We start from the raw sequence: 12826 nt of genomic DNA, 5'->3' as shown, positions 1-12826 counted from the left end.
AACACCTCATTGGGATGTAAGCAAAGGCGGGCGGCGCAGCAAGCCGTGCACCGGACCGAAGACCACGGACAGCAGGTACCCACCGCCAGCCACCAGCACAATCGCCGGGCCGCTGGGCAGCGAGAAGTAGAACGACAGCAACAAACCCAACCACACCGACAGGCATCCCAGCACCGCCGATACCGCGATCAACACCGGCAGGCGCCGACTCCAGAAGCGTGAAGCGATGGCCGGCAACATCATCAAACCCACCACCATCAAGGCGCCGATGGCCTGGAAGCCAATCACCAGGTTCAGGACCACCAGGGTCAGGAACAAGCCGTGGGCCAGGGGGCCAAGGCGGCTGACGGTTTGCAGGAACAGCGGGTCGAGGGTGTCCAGCAGCAGCGGTTTGTAGATCAGCGCCATGGCGATCAGGCTGAACCCGGAGACCCAGAGCATGCCGGTCAGGGTGGTTTCGTCGACGGCCAGGGCAGAGCCGAACAGCAGGTGCAGCAAATCCAGGCGCTTGCCGGCAAGGCCCAGGATCAACACGCCGGCGGCGAGGGAGATGGGGTAGATGGCCGCCAGGCTGGCGTCTTCGCGCAGGCCGGTGCGGCGGGTGATCCACGCCGACAGGCCGGCCATGCCCAGGCCAGCGCCCAGGCCGCCGATGGTCAACGCGGGCAGGCTCAAGCCCGCGAACCAGAAGCCCAGTGCGGCGCCGGGCAATATGCCGTGGGCGACGGCGTCACCGATCAGGCTCATACGGCGCAGGATCAGAAATACGCCGAGCGGGGCGGTGCTGCAGGCGAGCACCAGACCGCCGATCAGGGCGCGACGCATGAAGACGAAGTCGAGGAAGGGCATCCACAGGTGGGCGGTGAAGTGCATCAGGCCACCTGCATGTGCGGCTGCGGGCGGATCAACTCTTTGCTGGGGCCGAATACACAGCCACTGCTTTTGATTTGCACCACTTGTTGGGTGTGTTGGCGTACGGAGGCCAAGTCATGGCACACCACCGCCAACGTTCGGCCTTCGGCGTGCCAGGCGTGGATATGGCTCCAGCACAGCGCCTGGCCTTCTTCGTCCAGAGCGGCATGGGGCTCGTCAAGCAGTAACACTGGCGACTCGGCAAGGCTCATGCGAGCGAGCAATGCGCGTTGTAGTTGGCCGCCTGACAACGCCATCAATGGGCGCTGTTCCAGGCCACTGAGGCACCATTCTTCCAGCACCTTCTGCAGGCGCTGGCTGCGTTGTTGCGGGGTGAGCCGCGTGCCCCAGAAACCGGCGGCGACCAGTTCTTGCAGGCTGATGGGGAACTGACGATCAAGGTGCTGTTGCTGGGGCAGGAACGACAGGCCACCTCGGCGTGGAACATCCACGGTCACTTTGCCCGCCAACGGTTTTTGCAGGCCGGCGATGACTTTGAGCAGGCTGCTTTTGCCGCAGCCGTTGGGGCCGATCACGCCGGTGAGGCTGCCTTTTTCCAGGGTGAAATCCACGGCGGGTGTCAGCGGTTGGCCAGGGGCGCCCCAGCGCAAAGCAGTGCAGGTGATCATGCAGGGTTTCTCGTCCAGCGGCTTTCAGCCACGGCATCGTGCGCGTGCAGGCTTTCGGCGTGGATCACTTTGAGGTGGAAGGCTTTGACCGCATCCGAGCGTTTCAAGGCGAGGTTAAGGCGGCGGGCGGCGTCTTCGCAGAACATCAGGTTCTGCCCGTTGGCCAAGGCAAAGGCTTGTTCGTCCGCGCGTTTTACGGCGGTTTGTACGGCGGTGCCGAGGGCGGCTTCGGCAGCGTTGATCAGCTCCGTCAGCGCCAGATGCTCGCCTTGCAGGTGCACGTGCAACTGCGCGCTGCTGCGCTGGCTGTGGGGCGTGGCGACGATACCGTTGGCGCTGCCGAGCCAGGTCAGCACATCTTCATGCTGCAACGGCGTGTTGCCGAAGTCTTGGAGAAATTGCTGCTGAATCAACTGCCTGGCGAGGGCGGCGGAACAGGGGCAGGTTGAAGAATAGGTAACGTCAATTTTTAGTTCCACGTGGAACATCTGGTTTTCCAGGCGCGCTTCGATGCTCACCGGGTAACCCTTCCAGCCGGCCAATGGGCTGACCAGCGCCGGGCGTTTCAGCAGTAAATTCGTGTGCAGACGCAGGTAGGCGTTCTTAGATAAATCTTCATGACTGTCGAGAAACCGCTGCAGTACATTGCGCAGAAGTGCAGGCGTAACGGGCTGCTGTTCGAGCATCTCCAGTGCCAGGTACAGGCGTGACATATGAATGCCACGAGCGGTGCCATCGTCCAGGCTGACGCCGGCATCGGCGCTGGCGCTCAGGCGTTGGCCGTCAATGAGGATCGGCAGGGCGATGCCGCACATGCCCACCCAGTCGAGTGGCAAGGCTTGGCGTGAAGCCTGCGCGGCAATATCCGGCAGAGTCAGCGCATTCATAAGCAGGTCCATCGTTGGAAATAATTCGACATGTTATAGTATAACAATAGAGTCGACGATGAATTTTCTGCCCCGGCCTTTTTTCACTCATGTGGAGTACGGACACTCCTCTATTTGCGGTATTTGTCATGCACAGACGTCAGCTCCTCAACCTGCTCCTGGCCAGCCCTTTGTTTGCTTTGCCGTTCGCCGCCCACGCGACCCAGATCCGCAATGCACGCCTATGGCGTTCGGACGACAAGCTGCGCCTGGTGTTCGACCTTAGCGGCCCAGTGCAATACAAGACGTTCTCTCTGACTGCCCCGGAACGCCTGATCATCGACCTGAGCGGCGCGGGTCTCAGTGGTGACTTTTCTCAACTTGAGCTGAAGAACAGCGGGATCACCTCGATTCGCTCGGGGCATTTCGGCAAGGCGGATACGCGCATCGTGCTCGACCTGGCCGCGCCGATGCAGCTCAACAGCTTTGTATTGCCGCCTCAGGACGGGCAGGGCCATCGCCTGGTGCTGGACCTGACCAGCGCCACCCGTGCACCGCGTCAAATCGCGGCTGAGGCGGTGCCCTTGGTGGCCGCGGTGAACAAGGCGCACCCCAAGCGCGACATTATCGTGGTGGTCGACCCCGGCCACGGCGGCAAAGACCCCGGCGCTGTCGGGTCCAAGGGCCAGCGCGAAAAAGACGTGGTGTTGTCTATCGCCCAACTGCTGGCCAAGCGTTTGAAGCGCGAAAAGGGTTTTGACGTGAAACTGGTGCGTAACGACGACTTCTTTGTGCCGCTGCGCAAGCGCGTGGACATCGCCCGTCAGCACAAGGCCGATATGTTCATCTCGGTGCATGCCGATGCCGCGCCACGGCTCACGGCCTCGGGCGCCTCGGTGTATGCGCTGTCGGAGGGCGGCGCGACCTCGGCCACGGCGCGCTTTATGGCCCAGCGTGAAAACGGCGCGGATTTGCTGGGCGCCACCACGTTGCTCAATCTCAAGGATAAGGACCCGATGCTGGCCGGGGTGATTCTTGATATGTCGATGAACGCCACCATCGCCTCCAGCCTGCAACTGGGCAGCTCGGTGCTGGGGAGCCTGCAAAGCATCACCAGCCTGCATCAGAAGCGTGTGGAACAGGCGGGGTTCGCGGTGCTCAAGTCACCGGATGTGCCGTCGATCCTGGTGGAGACCGGGTTTATCTCCAATGCCCAGGACGCCCAGCGCCTGGTGACGGCGCGCCATCAACAGGCGGTTGCGGATGGCTTGTTCGAAGGCCTGAAAAATTACTTCCAGAAGAACCCGCCGATGAACAGCTACATGGCCTGGGTTCAGGAACAGAAGAATGCCCAGGCCTAACAGCCGGTAATTCGGCTGCACGTGAATTTGGCAGTGGCGCCCCCGGAGCTGGAAAACCGGTTGATCGTGGTCCAGCCCACGCGCCGCGTGTAGCCAACCCATGCTTCTCCATCCGACGCCAAACCGGTAAAGAACGTCAGTTGCCCGTAGCGGCTGTTGGTTTGTGCCCAATAACGTTTCCCGATCACCTCGAAACCACGCAAATACGTGGTGGTGCCCACCGTCGCCACGCTGTAGGCATTGCCCAGGGGGTCCACACAGGCCAACAGGTTGGCGCTGCGCGTGCACTTGGCCAGCAAGCTTGGCGCTTCGGCACAGGCAGGCCCCGCGACTGCCAGTAACAGGGCGCACACCAGGTATTTCATAGGGTGTCTCGGGACTGGGAAGTGTTCAAGCATTGCGCCCTTCGTCGTAACGAGCAAGGGGGATTGGCTTATTTGCATTGTTATACTATAACATAAAAAACACAGCCTGGCCCGTGAACCGATCCCCATGACCGAACAAGACCTGCTGGCCCAACCGCCCGCCGACTACATGAATGAAGCCCAGCAGGGCTTTTTCCGCGAACTGTTGCTGACTCAGCGCCATGAACTGCAAGCGCGCATCGAGGGCGAATTCCTGGTGCTGCGCGAGCAGGAGCCCAACAGCGACCCGGCCGATGTGGGCAGCGCCGAAGAACAGCGCCAGTGGCAACTGCGCCTGCTGGAGCGGGAAAAGAAGCTCCTCGACAAAATCGACGACGCCCTCGAACTGCTGGCCCGCGGCGAATACGGCTGGTGCCGCGAAACGGGCGAGCCCATCGGCCTGCAACGCCTGCTGCTGCGCCCCACCGCCACCCTGTGTATCGAAGCCAAAGAACGTGAAGAGCTGCGCGAACGCCATAAACGGGCGATTTGACCGGCCAACCCTGATGAGGATTACCTGATGCCCAATCGTCTCCCCGTTACCGTGTTGTCCGGCTTTCTCGGCGCCGGTAAAAGCACGCTGCTCAACTACGTCCTGCGCAACCGCGAAAACCTGCGCGTGGCGGTGATCGTCAACGACATGAGCGAAATCAACATCGACGGCAGCGAGGTGCAGCGTGACGTCACCCTCAACCGTTCCGAAGAAAAACTGGTGGAGATGAGCAACGGCTGTATCTGCTGCACCTTGCGTGAAGACTTGCTCGAAGAAGTCGGAAAACTCGCCAAGGAAGGTCGCTTCGATTACCTGCTGATCGAATCCACCGGGATCTCCGAGCCGTTGCCGGTGGCTGAAACCTTCACCTTCCGTGATGAAAACGAGCAAAGCCTGGCCGATATCGCGCGCCTGGACACCATGGTCACCGTGGTCGACGGCATGAACTTCCTGCTCGACTACCAGGCTGCCGAAAGCCTCGCCTCACGGGGCGAAACCCTGGGAGAGGAGGACGAACGCTCGATCACCGACCTGTTGATCGAGCAGATCGAATTCGCCGACGTGATCCTGATCAGCAAGATCGACCTGATCAGCAGCCATGAGCGCGAGGAACTGATGGCGATCCTTGAACGTCTCAACGCCCAGGCGGAAATCATCCCGATGGTCATGGGCGAGGTGCCGCTGCACAAGATCCTCAACACCGGCCGCTTCGACTTCGAACGTGCCGCGCAGGCGCCGGGCTGGTTGCAGGAGTTGCGAGGTGAACATGTACCGGAAACCGAAGAGTACGGCATCGCCTCCACGGCCTACCGCGCACGTCGTCCCTTCCACCCGCAACGCTTCTTCGACTTTATCGACCGGCCTTGGGTCAACGGCAAATTGCTGCGTTCCAAGGGCTTTTTCTGGCTGGCCAGCAAGCATCAGGATGCGGGCAGTTGGTCCCAGGCCGGTGGCTTGATGCGCCATGGGTTTGCCGGACGCTGGTGGCGCTTTGTGCCGAAAAGCCAATGGCCCCAGGACGAAGAAAGCGTCGCCGCCATCATGGGCAACTGGCAGCTCAGTACTGGCGACTGCCGTCAGGAACTGGTGTTTATCGGACAAAACATCGACTTCGCGCGGATGCGTGCCGAGTTGGACGCGTGCTTGCTCACCGATGAAGAACTGGCCCTGGGTGTCGAAGGTTGGCGCCTGCTGGCTGATCCGTTTGGTCCCTGGTATGAAGAGGCCGCCTGATGCTGGAACCGCTTATCCCTTTGCGCCAGGTGGTTCGCCAGACCCGTGGTGAAACCCCGCTGGCGCTGTCCGATATTCTCGAAGACGGCGTGAACCTGGCGCTGTGGCAGCGCCAATTGCCGTTGCATATCGCCGAGTTCGGCGCCTTGCTGGTTGCGCTGAATGAGCCGTTGGCCGAGTCCTTGGTGATCGAACTCAACAACGAAGACGCCGAGCCGAACCTGTGCGGTCTGGCGTCCAGCTGCCGCGATCTTGAAGGCTACGAAGGTTTTATCGCCGATGTGTCGTGGCTGGTCAGCGCCTTTGCGTGCCTGCTCGGCGCCAAGCGCATCGGTGTGCGCCTGCGGCTGCTGGATAAAGCCATGTGCCCGCGTTTCCACGTTGACCATGTGCCGGTACGGCTGATCACCACCTATGCCGGCATCGGTAGCCAGTGGTTGCGCGAAGGGGTGATGGACCGACGCAAGCTCAGCCAACCGGACGCCGAACCGCGCCAGCGCATCGAACAGATCCAGTGCGGTGAAGTGGCCCTGCTCAAAGGCACCAAATGGCACGGCAACGAAAACCACGGCCTCATCCATCGCTCCCCGGCGTTGAAAGCGAATGAGCGCCGATTGATTCTGACGCTGGATTGGCTCGCGTAACCGCGTAGGATCAAACCCTCTACACGGTCCGAACGATGGCACCCATGCTGCAGAACATTCCCACCCACGTGATTGCCGGGCCCTTGGGCGCCGGCAAGACCAGCCTGATCAAGCACCTGCTTGCCCAACGTCCGGCCAACGAGCGCTGGGCGGTGTTGATCAACGAGTTCGGCCAGATCGGCCTGGACGCTGCATTGCTGACCCTGGATGACGATGGCATTGCCCTGGGTGAAGTCGCCGGTGGCTGCCTTTGTTGTGTGAATGGCGCGCCGTTCCAAGTAGGCCTGGGCCGGTTGCTGCGTAAGGCCAAGCCGGATCGGTTGTTTATCGAACCCTCGGGCCTGGGGCATCCTGCGCAGTTGCTCAAGCAGTTGCGCGAAGCGCCGTGGCAGCAGGTGCTGGCGGTTCAGCCCTGTGTGTTGGTACTGGATGCCCAGGCGCTGGCAGCGGGCAAACCCTTGCCGCCAGCGCAGCAGGAAGCGTTGGCCAGTTCCGGGCTGTTGGTGTTGAACAAGGATGAGGGGTTGGATGCTGCGCAACGCGAGGCCGTCGAACGACAGCTACCCGATCGGAACATTTATTGGACGCAGCAGGCGTACGTGCCACTCGGCAAACTGCCAGGCTTGAATGCGCAGGCTGAAGCGGCTGTGGATAACTTCGTGGTGCCCAAGGGGCTGGCTCAATTGCCGGCTATCTGGAGTGATCCGAGCGTGCCGATTTGCCTGAGCCAGGCCCAGGAGGGCGGTTGGAGTATCGGTTGGCGCTGGCACCCGAGCCAGCAATTCGATTCCGAGCGTTTGCATCTGTGGCTGACATCCCTTGAGTGGCGCCGCGCCAAACTGGTTATCCACAGCCGTGATGGGTGGATCTCGGCCAACGCTGTGGATAACAGCCGGTTCGCCTGGCAACCCAGCGAATGGCGTCGCGACTCACGTATCGAACTGATCTTCAGCGCACCACAGGACGTGGCCGCGTTGCAGATTGCACTGGCCGCCTGCCGTTACTGACGGTTCTTGGTGGCGTGGTCCTGGCGCCATTGGCTCAGCTCGATCACATTGGCGCTGGGCAGTGCTTCCTTGACCTCGAACGGGTAGGGCGCCAGTTCGATCTGCGCACTGTGGGCGCCGAATTGCGTGATGGTCCCGCTGTGACGGGTCTCGCCCGTGACGGTGAACTCGAAATTGTAGATACGCGCCAGACGCCGCCGACCGTTGGCATCCTTCACAAAACCGATGCGCTTCAACGCCACGGCGCCGTCGAGCAATTCGATATCGAGCTTGGCGCAATGCTGCTTGACCCGCGCCAACGCCCGCTCTCGCAGGCCGTGGTTGTGCCATACCCAGGCGGCGCCGGTCGCCAGCAGCATCAACACGAAGATGTTTCCCAGGGTCAGCATGCGAAAAACTCCAACAAAGTGAGAGCAGCTTAACTGTGTCGTCGGTCTGTCGTACAGGCTGCGTTTAGTCGCATACTGCGCGGCCAGAATTTCAATGGCTTTACGGAAATCTCCTGCATGAAACGCACACCTCATCTGCTTGCGATCCAGTCTCATGTGGTCTTTGGCCACGCCGGAAACAGCGCCGCCGTGTTCCCCATGCAGCGGGTCGGGGTGAACGTCTGGCCGCTGAACACGGTGCAGTTCTCCAACCATACCCAGTATGGTCAGTGGGCGGGCGAAGTGCTGGCGCCGCAGCAGATTCCTGCGCTGGTGGAAGGCATTGCCGCCATCGGGGAGCTGGGCAACTGCGATGCGATCCTGTCTGGCTACCTGGGCAGTGCGGATCAGGGCCGCGCGATTCTTACCGGTGTGGCGCGCATCAAGGCCATCAACCCCAAGGCCCTGTACCTGTGCGACCCGGTGATGGGCCATCCGGAAAAGGGCTGCATCGTGCCGCAGGACGTCAGCGATTTCCTGCTGGATGAAGCGGCGGCCATGGCCGACTTCCTGTGCCCCAACCAACTGGAACTGGACAGCTTTGCCGGGCGCAAGCCGCAATCGCTGTTCGACTGCCTGGGCATGGCCAAGGCATTGCTGGCCCGTGGCCCGAAGGCGGTGCTGGTCAAGCACCTGGATTACCCGGGCAAGTTGCCGGATGGTTTCGAGATGCTGCTGGTAACTGCCGAGGGCAGCTGGCACCTGCGTCGGCCGCTGCTGGCGTTCCCGCGCCAGCCGGTGGGCGTGGGCGACCTGACGTCGGGGCTGTTCCTGGCGCGGGTGTTGCTGGGCGACAGCCTGTTGGCGGCTTTTGAGTTCACGGCCGCGGCGGTGCACGAAGTGCTGCTGGAAACCCAGGCCTGCGCCAGTTACGAGCTGGAACTGGTCCGCGCCCAGGACCGCATCGCCCATCCTCGCGTACGTTTCGAGGCGACGCCGATCAGCCTGTAAGTACACAGAACCCAATGTGAGAGGGGGGCAAACCTCCCACATTTTTTGGTTGGACTTACAGCGCGTCAGCCTTGATTTCCTGGTAGCGCTTCTCAAGCTCCTGGCGGATCTGCCGGCGCTGCTGGGCCTGCACGAACCGGCGCTTGTCTTCACTGTTATGGGGTTGCAGCGGTGGCACGGCAGCGGGTTTACGCTGGTCGTCCACGGCCACCATGGTGAAGAAGCAGCTGTTGGTATGACGCACCGAGCGCTCGCGGATGTTCTCGGTTACCACCTTGATGCCCACTTCCATCGACGTATTGCCGGTGTAGTTGACCGACGCAAGGAATGTCACCAGCTCGCCGACATGGATCGGTTCGCGAAAAATCACCTGATCCACCGACAGCGTCACCACATAGCGACCGGCATAACGGCTCGCGCAGGCGTAGGCCACTTCATCGAGGTACTTGAGCAAGGTGCCGCCGTGGACATTGCCTGAGAAGTTGGCCATGTCAGGGGTCATCAATACCGTCATCGACAGCTGGGCGTTTCCGGGTTCCATAGCACACTCACGGGTTGTAGGCATTGGTTGGGTGGCACCTCTGCGGGTGCTGGGATCTTTGCAGCGCCATCCCTTACGGGACGCCGGTGGGCGGCTTGCCGTCACGCGTTCACCGATCTGTTTCCATATATTGCACCGGCTTTCCGGCGGAAGTCGCGGTGTTAACCTTCAAAAGCCCATCTCAGGGCATTTCTTACTATAAAGGCAGACTTTTCCTTCCGCATTTTGCGATTTTTCAAAGGCGCGTGCGGAAGTGGGAAAAGCGCCAGTACCCTCAAGGAGCCCCTCGCCATGCACGCCATCAGCTTTATCCAGGACTTGGCTGTGATCATGCTGGTGGCAGGGGTGGTCACCGTCCTGTTTCACCGCCTCAAGCAACCCGTGGTGCTGGGGTACATCGTCGCCGGCTTCATCATTGGCCCGCACACCCCGCCGTTCGGACTGATCCACGACGAAGACACCATCAAGACCCTCGCCGAACTGGGGGTGATCTTCCTGATGTTCTGCCTGGGCCTGGAGTTCAGCCTGCGCAAGCTGTTCAAGGTGGGGGCCACGGCGTTTATCGCGGCCTTCCTGGAAATCATCCTGATGATCTGGATCGGCTACGAGATTGGCCGCTGGTTCGACTGGAACACCATGGACTCGCTGTTCCTCGGCGCGATCCTGGCGATTTCCTCCACCACCATCATCGTGAAGGCACTCAATGACCTGAAGATGAAAAACCAGCGCTTCGCCCAACTTATTTTTGGCGTGCTGATTGTGGAAGACATCCTTGGCATCGGCATCATCGCCTTGCTCTCGAGCATCGCCGTCAGCGGTACGGTGAGCTCCGGCGAGGTGTTCTCCACGGTCGGCAAGCTCTCGCTGTTCATGATCGTCGCGTTGGTCATCGGTATTTTGCTGGTGCCGCGCCTGTTGGCCTACGTGGCCAAATTCGAAAGCAACGAAATGCTGCTGATCACCGTACTGGGCCTGTGTTTCGGTTTCTGCCTGCTGGTGGTCAAGCTGGAGTACAGCATGGTGCTGGGGGCGTTTCTGATCGGCGCGATCATGGCCGAATCCCGGCAATTGGTTAAGATCGAGCGCCTGATCGAGCCGGTTCGCGACATGTTCAGCGCGATCTTCTTCGTGGCGATCGGCTTGATGATCGACCCGCAGATCCTCCTGCAATACGCCTGGCCGATCGCGGTGATCACCGTGGCCGTGGTGCTGGGCAAGATGCTGTCCTGCGGCCTGGGTGCCTTTATCGCCGGCAATGATGGTCGTACCTCACTGCGGGTAGGCATGGGGCTGTCACAAATTGGCGAGTTTTCCTTCATTATCGCCGCGCTGGGCATGACCTTGCAGGTGACCAGCGACTTCCTGTATCCGGTGGCGGTGGCCGTTTCGGCGATCACTACGCTGCTCACGCCGTACCTGATTCGCGGCGCCGACCCTTTGTCATTGAAGATCGCCGCCGTGATGCCCAAGCGTATGAGCCGGGTGTTTGGCATGTACGGCGAATGGTTACGCAGTATTCAGCCGCAAGGCGAGGGCGCCATGCTGGCGTCGATGATCCGCAAGATCATCCTGCAGGTGGGCGTGAACCTGGCGCTGGTGATCGCGATTTTCTTCGCCGGAAGCTTTTTCGCGGTGCGCATTGGTGGGTACCTGGAAGGTTGGATCACTGATCCAAGCTGGCAGAAGGCGTTGATCTGGGGTGGGGCATTGCTGTTGTCGTTGCCGTTCCTGATTGCGGCGTACCGCAAGCTCAAGGCGCTGTCGATGTTGCTGGCGGAGATGAGCGTGAAGCCGGAAATGGCCGGGCGACATACCCAGCGTGTGCGACGGGTGATTGCGGAGCTGATCCCGATTTTGTCGCTGCTGGTGATCTTTGTGCTATTGGCAGCCTTGTCGGCCAGTATTCTGCCGACCAACAAGTTGCTGGTACTGATTGCCGTGGTCACGGCGGCGGTGGCGGCCGTGCTCTGGCGATGGTTCATCCGTGTGCATACGCGGATGCAGGTCGCCTTGCTGGAGACGCTGGATAACCATAAGGATACGCCGGAACACTAGTGGGGGCCGCTATGCGGCCCGGCGCGGGACAAGCCCGCTCACCACCGCAAGCCCGTTCGCCACGGGGGTCAGGTCTCAGCTTTCCAGCCAGACGTCCCGCGCCCAGTGCCACACCGATTCCCAGGTCTCTTCGGTGACGAGTTCTTCTTCGCCGGACCACAGCACCACGGTGCCGTCTTCTTCGACGCAGTAGTAATCGTCACCGTCCTGGCAGATCGGGATCATGCTGCGGTCAACACCGGCATCCCAGGCGTTGGCAGCCACGTCCGGCAGGTAGGTGTGGGATTGCGGGTCGGTGACGGTCACCGGCTCCAGGCTGCCGTACACCACATCGCTGACGGTCAGCAGGAATTCACGAAAGACAAACGGGATGTCGATGAACAGCTGTTCCTCGATTTCCACCAATTGATCTTCGTCAGGCAACTCCAGAGGAACCGGAACCGGTTCATTGGCTTCACGCAATTGTTCGATGATTTCTTCCACGGCCGGGATCCTCTTGCTGATGGCGCGGTTTATAGGGGCGTTTTATACAGTAGCTCGCCATAAGTGCAACCGTGAAATAGAAAACCCCGGACAGGTCCGGGGTTTTGTTACGGCTTGCTCAAGCGCGTGGGTATCAGCCGTTCTGGCGGATACCGGCGACCAGCCATGGCTGGTTGTCGCCTTGGGCACGTTCCATGTTCCAGCTTTCGCTGAACACTTCACCCTGGTCGAAACGCGAAGTCTTCGACACGCCACTGAAGGTCAACGTTGCGATGGTCTTGTCGGCGCGATCATCCACACCTTCCAGTTGCACGTGCAGGTCGTCGATATAGGTCGACTGGAAGCCGTCGCCCAAGTCGGCGCGTTCGCGCTTGAGGAACTCCAGCAGTTGCGGGGTCACGAACTCGGAGATCTTGTCCATTTCGTTGGCGTCCCAGTGCTGCTGCAGGGACTGGAAGTGGCTGCGGGCCGCTTCGACGAAACGCTCTTCGTTGAACCACGCCGGTGCGTTGATCACCGGGCGGGCTGCGGCAGGCGCTGCCGAACCACCGAAGATCGAACCCATGGCTGGCTTCTGCTCGAACACTTCACGCTGCATCGGCGCGCCGGCCGGAGCCATTTGCTCCTGCTGCTTGCGGCGACGGGCGGCGATGAAACGGAAGACCAGGAAGGCGATGACCGCCATGATCAGGATGTCGAAGATCTGCATGCCCTGGAAGCCGCCGCCCATGAACATGGAAGCGAGCAGGCCACCGGCCGCGATACCGGCCAGAGGGCCCAACCAGCGCGAAGCACCGCCGGCCTTGGCAGCGGCGCCGG

15 protein-coding genes are annotated in these 12826 nt (G+C 61.1%); 7 read left to right on the top strand and 8 right to left on the bottom strand.

The window, feature by feature from the left end; all coding sequences use genetic code 11:
* Nucleotides 1-6: 6 nt before the first annotated feature.
* Genes BFP99_RS00145 through folE2 form a run of 3 tightly spaced genes read right to left on the bottom strand, consistent with a single transcriptional unit; the run spans nt 7 to nt 2428 of the window.
* Nucleotides 7-873, bottom strand: coding sequence for a metal ABC transporter permease (locus BFP99_RS00145; RefSeq protein ID WP_065926780.1), 867 nt, complete (start codon nt 871-873; stop codon nt 7-9).
* On the bottom strand, nt 873-1541 hold the full coding sequence (locus BFP99_RS00140; protein ID WP_065946437.1) for a metal ABC transporter ATP-binding protein: 669 nt from the start codon (nt 1539-1541) through the stop codon (nt 873-875). The genes BFP99_RS00145 and BFP99_RS00140 overlap by 1 nt, the downstream gene beginning before the upstream one ends.
* Nucleotides 1538-2428: a GTP cyclohydrolase FolE2 gene (gene folE2 / locus BFP99_RS00135; protein WP_065926778.1), complete on the bottom strand. Its 891-nt coding sequence runs from the start codon at nt 2426-2428 to the stop codon at nt 1538-1540. The genes BFP99_RS00140 and folE2 overlap by 4 nt, the downstream gene beginning before the upstream one ends.
* Before the next feature lie 128 nt (nt 2429-2556).
* Between folE2 and BFP99_RS00130 the strand changes: the two genes are divergently transcribed.
* Nucleotides 2557-3768, top strand: coding sequence for an N-acetylmuramoyl-L-alanine amidase (locus tag BFP99_RS00130; protein ID WP_027608208.1), 1212 nt, complete (start codon nt 2557-2559; stop codon nt 3766-3768).
* On the opposite strand, the gene BFP99_RS00125 is transcribed toward BFP99_RS00130, so the two are convergent.
* Nucleotides 3765-4133, bottom strand: a complete 369-nt coding sequence (locus BFP99_RS00125; RefSeq protein ID WP_065926777.1) for a glutamine synthetase — start codon at nt 4131-4133, stop codon at nt 3765-3767. The genes BFP99_RS00130 and BFP99_RS00125 overlap by 4 nt on opposite strands.
* A 127-nt stretch (nt 4134-4260) precedes the next feature.
* On the opposite strand from BFP99_RS00125, the gene dksA reads away from it, so the two are divergent.
* Genes dksA through BFP99_RS00105 form a run of 4 tightly spaced genes read left to right on the top strand, consistent with a single transcriptional unit; the run spans nt 4261 to nt 7549 of the window.
* A complete protein-coding gene (gene dksA, locus BFP99_RS00120; protein ID WP_065926776.1) occupies nt 4261-4665 on the top strand; it encodes an RNA polymerase-binding protein DksA in 405 nt (134 codons plus the stop codon).
* A gap of 27 nt (nt 4666-4692) precedes the next feature.
* Nucleotides 4693-5898: a zinc metallochaperone GTPase ZigA gene (zigA, locus tag BFP99_RS00115; protein WP_065926775.1), complete on the top strand. Its 1206-nt coding sequence runs from the start codon at nt 4693-4695 to the stop codon at nt 5896-5898.
* A complete protein-coding gene (locus BFP99_RS00110; protein WP_065946436.1) occupies nt 5898-6542 on the top strand; it encodes a DUF1826 domain-containing protein in 645 nt (214 codons plus the stop codon). The genes zigA and BFP99_RS00110 overlap by 1 nt, the downstream gene beginning before the upstream one ends.
* Nucleotides 6543-6586: 44 nt before the next feature.
* Nucleotides 6587-7549, top strand: a complete 963-nt coding sequence (locus BFP99_RS00105; protein ID WP_065926773.1) for a CobW family GTP-binding protein — start codon at nt 6587-6589, stop codon at nt 7547-7549.
* Here the strand turns inward: BFP99_RS00105 and BFP99_RS00100 are convergent.
* Nucleotides 7543-7938, bottom strand: coding sequence for a DUF3301 domain-containing protein (locus tag BFP99_RS00100; protein WP_065926772.1), 396 nt, complete (start codon nt 7936-7938; stop codon nt 7543-7545). The genes BFP99_RS00105 and BFP99_RS00100 overlap by 7 nt on opposite strands.
* Before the next feature lie 117 nt (nt 7939-8055).
* Between BFP99_RS00100 and pdxY the strand changes: the two genes are divergently transcribed.
* The gene (gene pdxY / locus BFP99_RS00095; RefSeq protein ID WP_065926771.1) at nt 8056-8928 is read left to right on the top strand and encodes a pyridoxal kinase PdxY; all 873 of its coding nucleotides are present in this window, start codon (nt 8056-8058) and stop codon (nt 8926-8928) included.
* 55 nt (nt 8929-8983) lie between these two features.
* Here pdxY and BFP99_RS00090 read toward each other — a convergent pair whose 3' ends face one another.
* Complete coding sequence (locus tag BFP99_RS00090) at nt 8984-9469, bottom strand: acyl-CoA thioesterase (protein ID WP_003177014.1); 486 nt, start codon at nt 9467-9469, stop codon at nt 8984-8986.
* Between the two features lie 291 nt (nt 9470-9760).
* On the opposite strand from BFP99_RS00090, the gene BFP99_RS00085 reads away from it, so the two are divergent.
* Nucleotides 9761-11524 carry a cation:proton antiporter gene (locus BFP99_RS00085; RefSeq protein WP_065946435.1) on the top strand — a complete coding sequence of 588 codons (1764 nt, stop codon included), beginning with the start codon at nt 9761-9763 and terminating at the stop codon, nt 11522-11524.
* 75 nt (nt 11525-11599) lie between these two features.
* On the opposite strand, the gene BFP99_RS00080 is transcribed toward BFP99_RS00085, so the two are convergent.
* Nucleotides 11600-12007: an SMI1/KNR4 family protein gene (locus BFP99_RS00080; protein WP_017739032.1), complete on the bottom strand. Its 408-nt coding sequence runs from the start codon at nt 12005-12007 to the stop codon at nt 11600-11602.
* Between the two features lie 133 nt (nt 12008-12140).
* The coding region (locus tag BFP99_RS00075) for a Tim44 domain-containing protein (RefSeq protein WP_065946434.1) at nt 12141-12826 on the bottom strand (686 nt) is incomplete at its 5' end.

It is taken from the genome of Pseudomonas sp. 1 R 17 (assembly GCF_900067035.1).
Taxonomy (GTDB): Bacteria; Pseudomonadota; Gammaproteobacteria; order Pseudomonadales; family Pseudomonadaceae; genus Aquipseudomonas; species Aquipseudomonas marginalis.
The sequence above is the reverse complement of the archived record's forward strand: the minus strand, read 5'-3'. Positions and strand labels throughout refer to the sequence as shown.

What these genes read in the sequence shown, in the direction of transcription:
- BFP99_RS00085 (WP_065946435.1), top strand. Translation starts at nt 9,761, where the DNA reads ATGCACGCCATCAGCTTTATCCAGGACTTGGCTGTGATCATGCTGGTG.
- folE2 (WP_065926778.1), bottom strand. Translation starts at nt 2,428, where the DNA reads ATGAATGCGCTGACTCTGCCGGATATTGCCGCGCAGGCTTCACGCCAA.
- dksA (WP_065926776.1), top strand. Translation starts at nt 4,261, where the DNA reads ATGACCGAACAAGACCTGCTGGCCCAACCGCCCGCCGACTACATGAAT.
- BFP99_RS00140 (WP_065946437.1), bottom strand. Translation starts at nt 1,541, where the DNA reads ATGATCACCTGCACTGCTTTGCGCTGGGGCGCCCCTGGCCAACCGCTG.
- zigA (WP_065926775.1), top strand. Translation starts at nt 4,693, where the DNA reads ATGCCCAATCGTCTCCCCGTTACCGTGTTGTCCGGCTTTCTCGGCGCC.
- pdxY (WP_065926771.1), top strand. Translation starts at nt 8,056, where the DNA reads ATGAAACGCACACCTCATCTGCTTGCGATCCAGTCTCATGTGGTCTTT.
- BFP99_RS00105 (WP_065926773.1), top strand. Translation starts at nt 6,587, where the DNA reads ATGCTGCAGAACATTCCCACCCACGTGATTGCCGGGCCCTTGGGCGCC.
- BFP99_RS00100 (WP_065926772.1), bottom strand. Translation starts at nt 7,938, where the DNA reads ATGCTGACCCTGGGAAACATCTTCGTGTTGATGCTGCTGGCGACCGGC.
- BFP99_RS00125 (WP_065926777.1), bottom strand. Translation starts at nt 4,133, where the DNA reads ATGAAATACCTGGTGTGCGCCCTGTTACTGGCAGTCGCGGGGCCTGCC.
- BFP99_RS00110 (WP_065946436.1), top strand. Translation starts at nt 5,898, where the DNA reads ATGCTGGAACCGCTTATCCCTTTGCGCCAGGTGGTTCGCCAGACCCGT.
- BFP99_RS00130 (WP_027608208.1), top strand. Translation starts at nt 2,557, where the DNA reads ATGCACAGACGTCAGCTCCTCAACCTGCTCCTGGCCAGCCCTTTGTTT.
- BFP99_RS00090 (WP_003177014.1), bottom strand. Translation starts at nt 9,469, where the DNA reads ATGGAACCCGGAAACGCCCAGCTGTCGATGACGGTATTGATGACCCCT.
- BFP99_RS00145 (WP_065926780.1), bottom strand. Translation starts at nt 873, where the DNA reads ATGCACTTCACCGCCCACCTGTGGATGCCCTTCCTCGACTTCGTCTTC.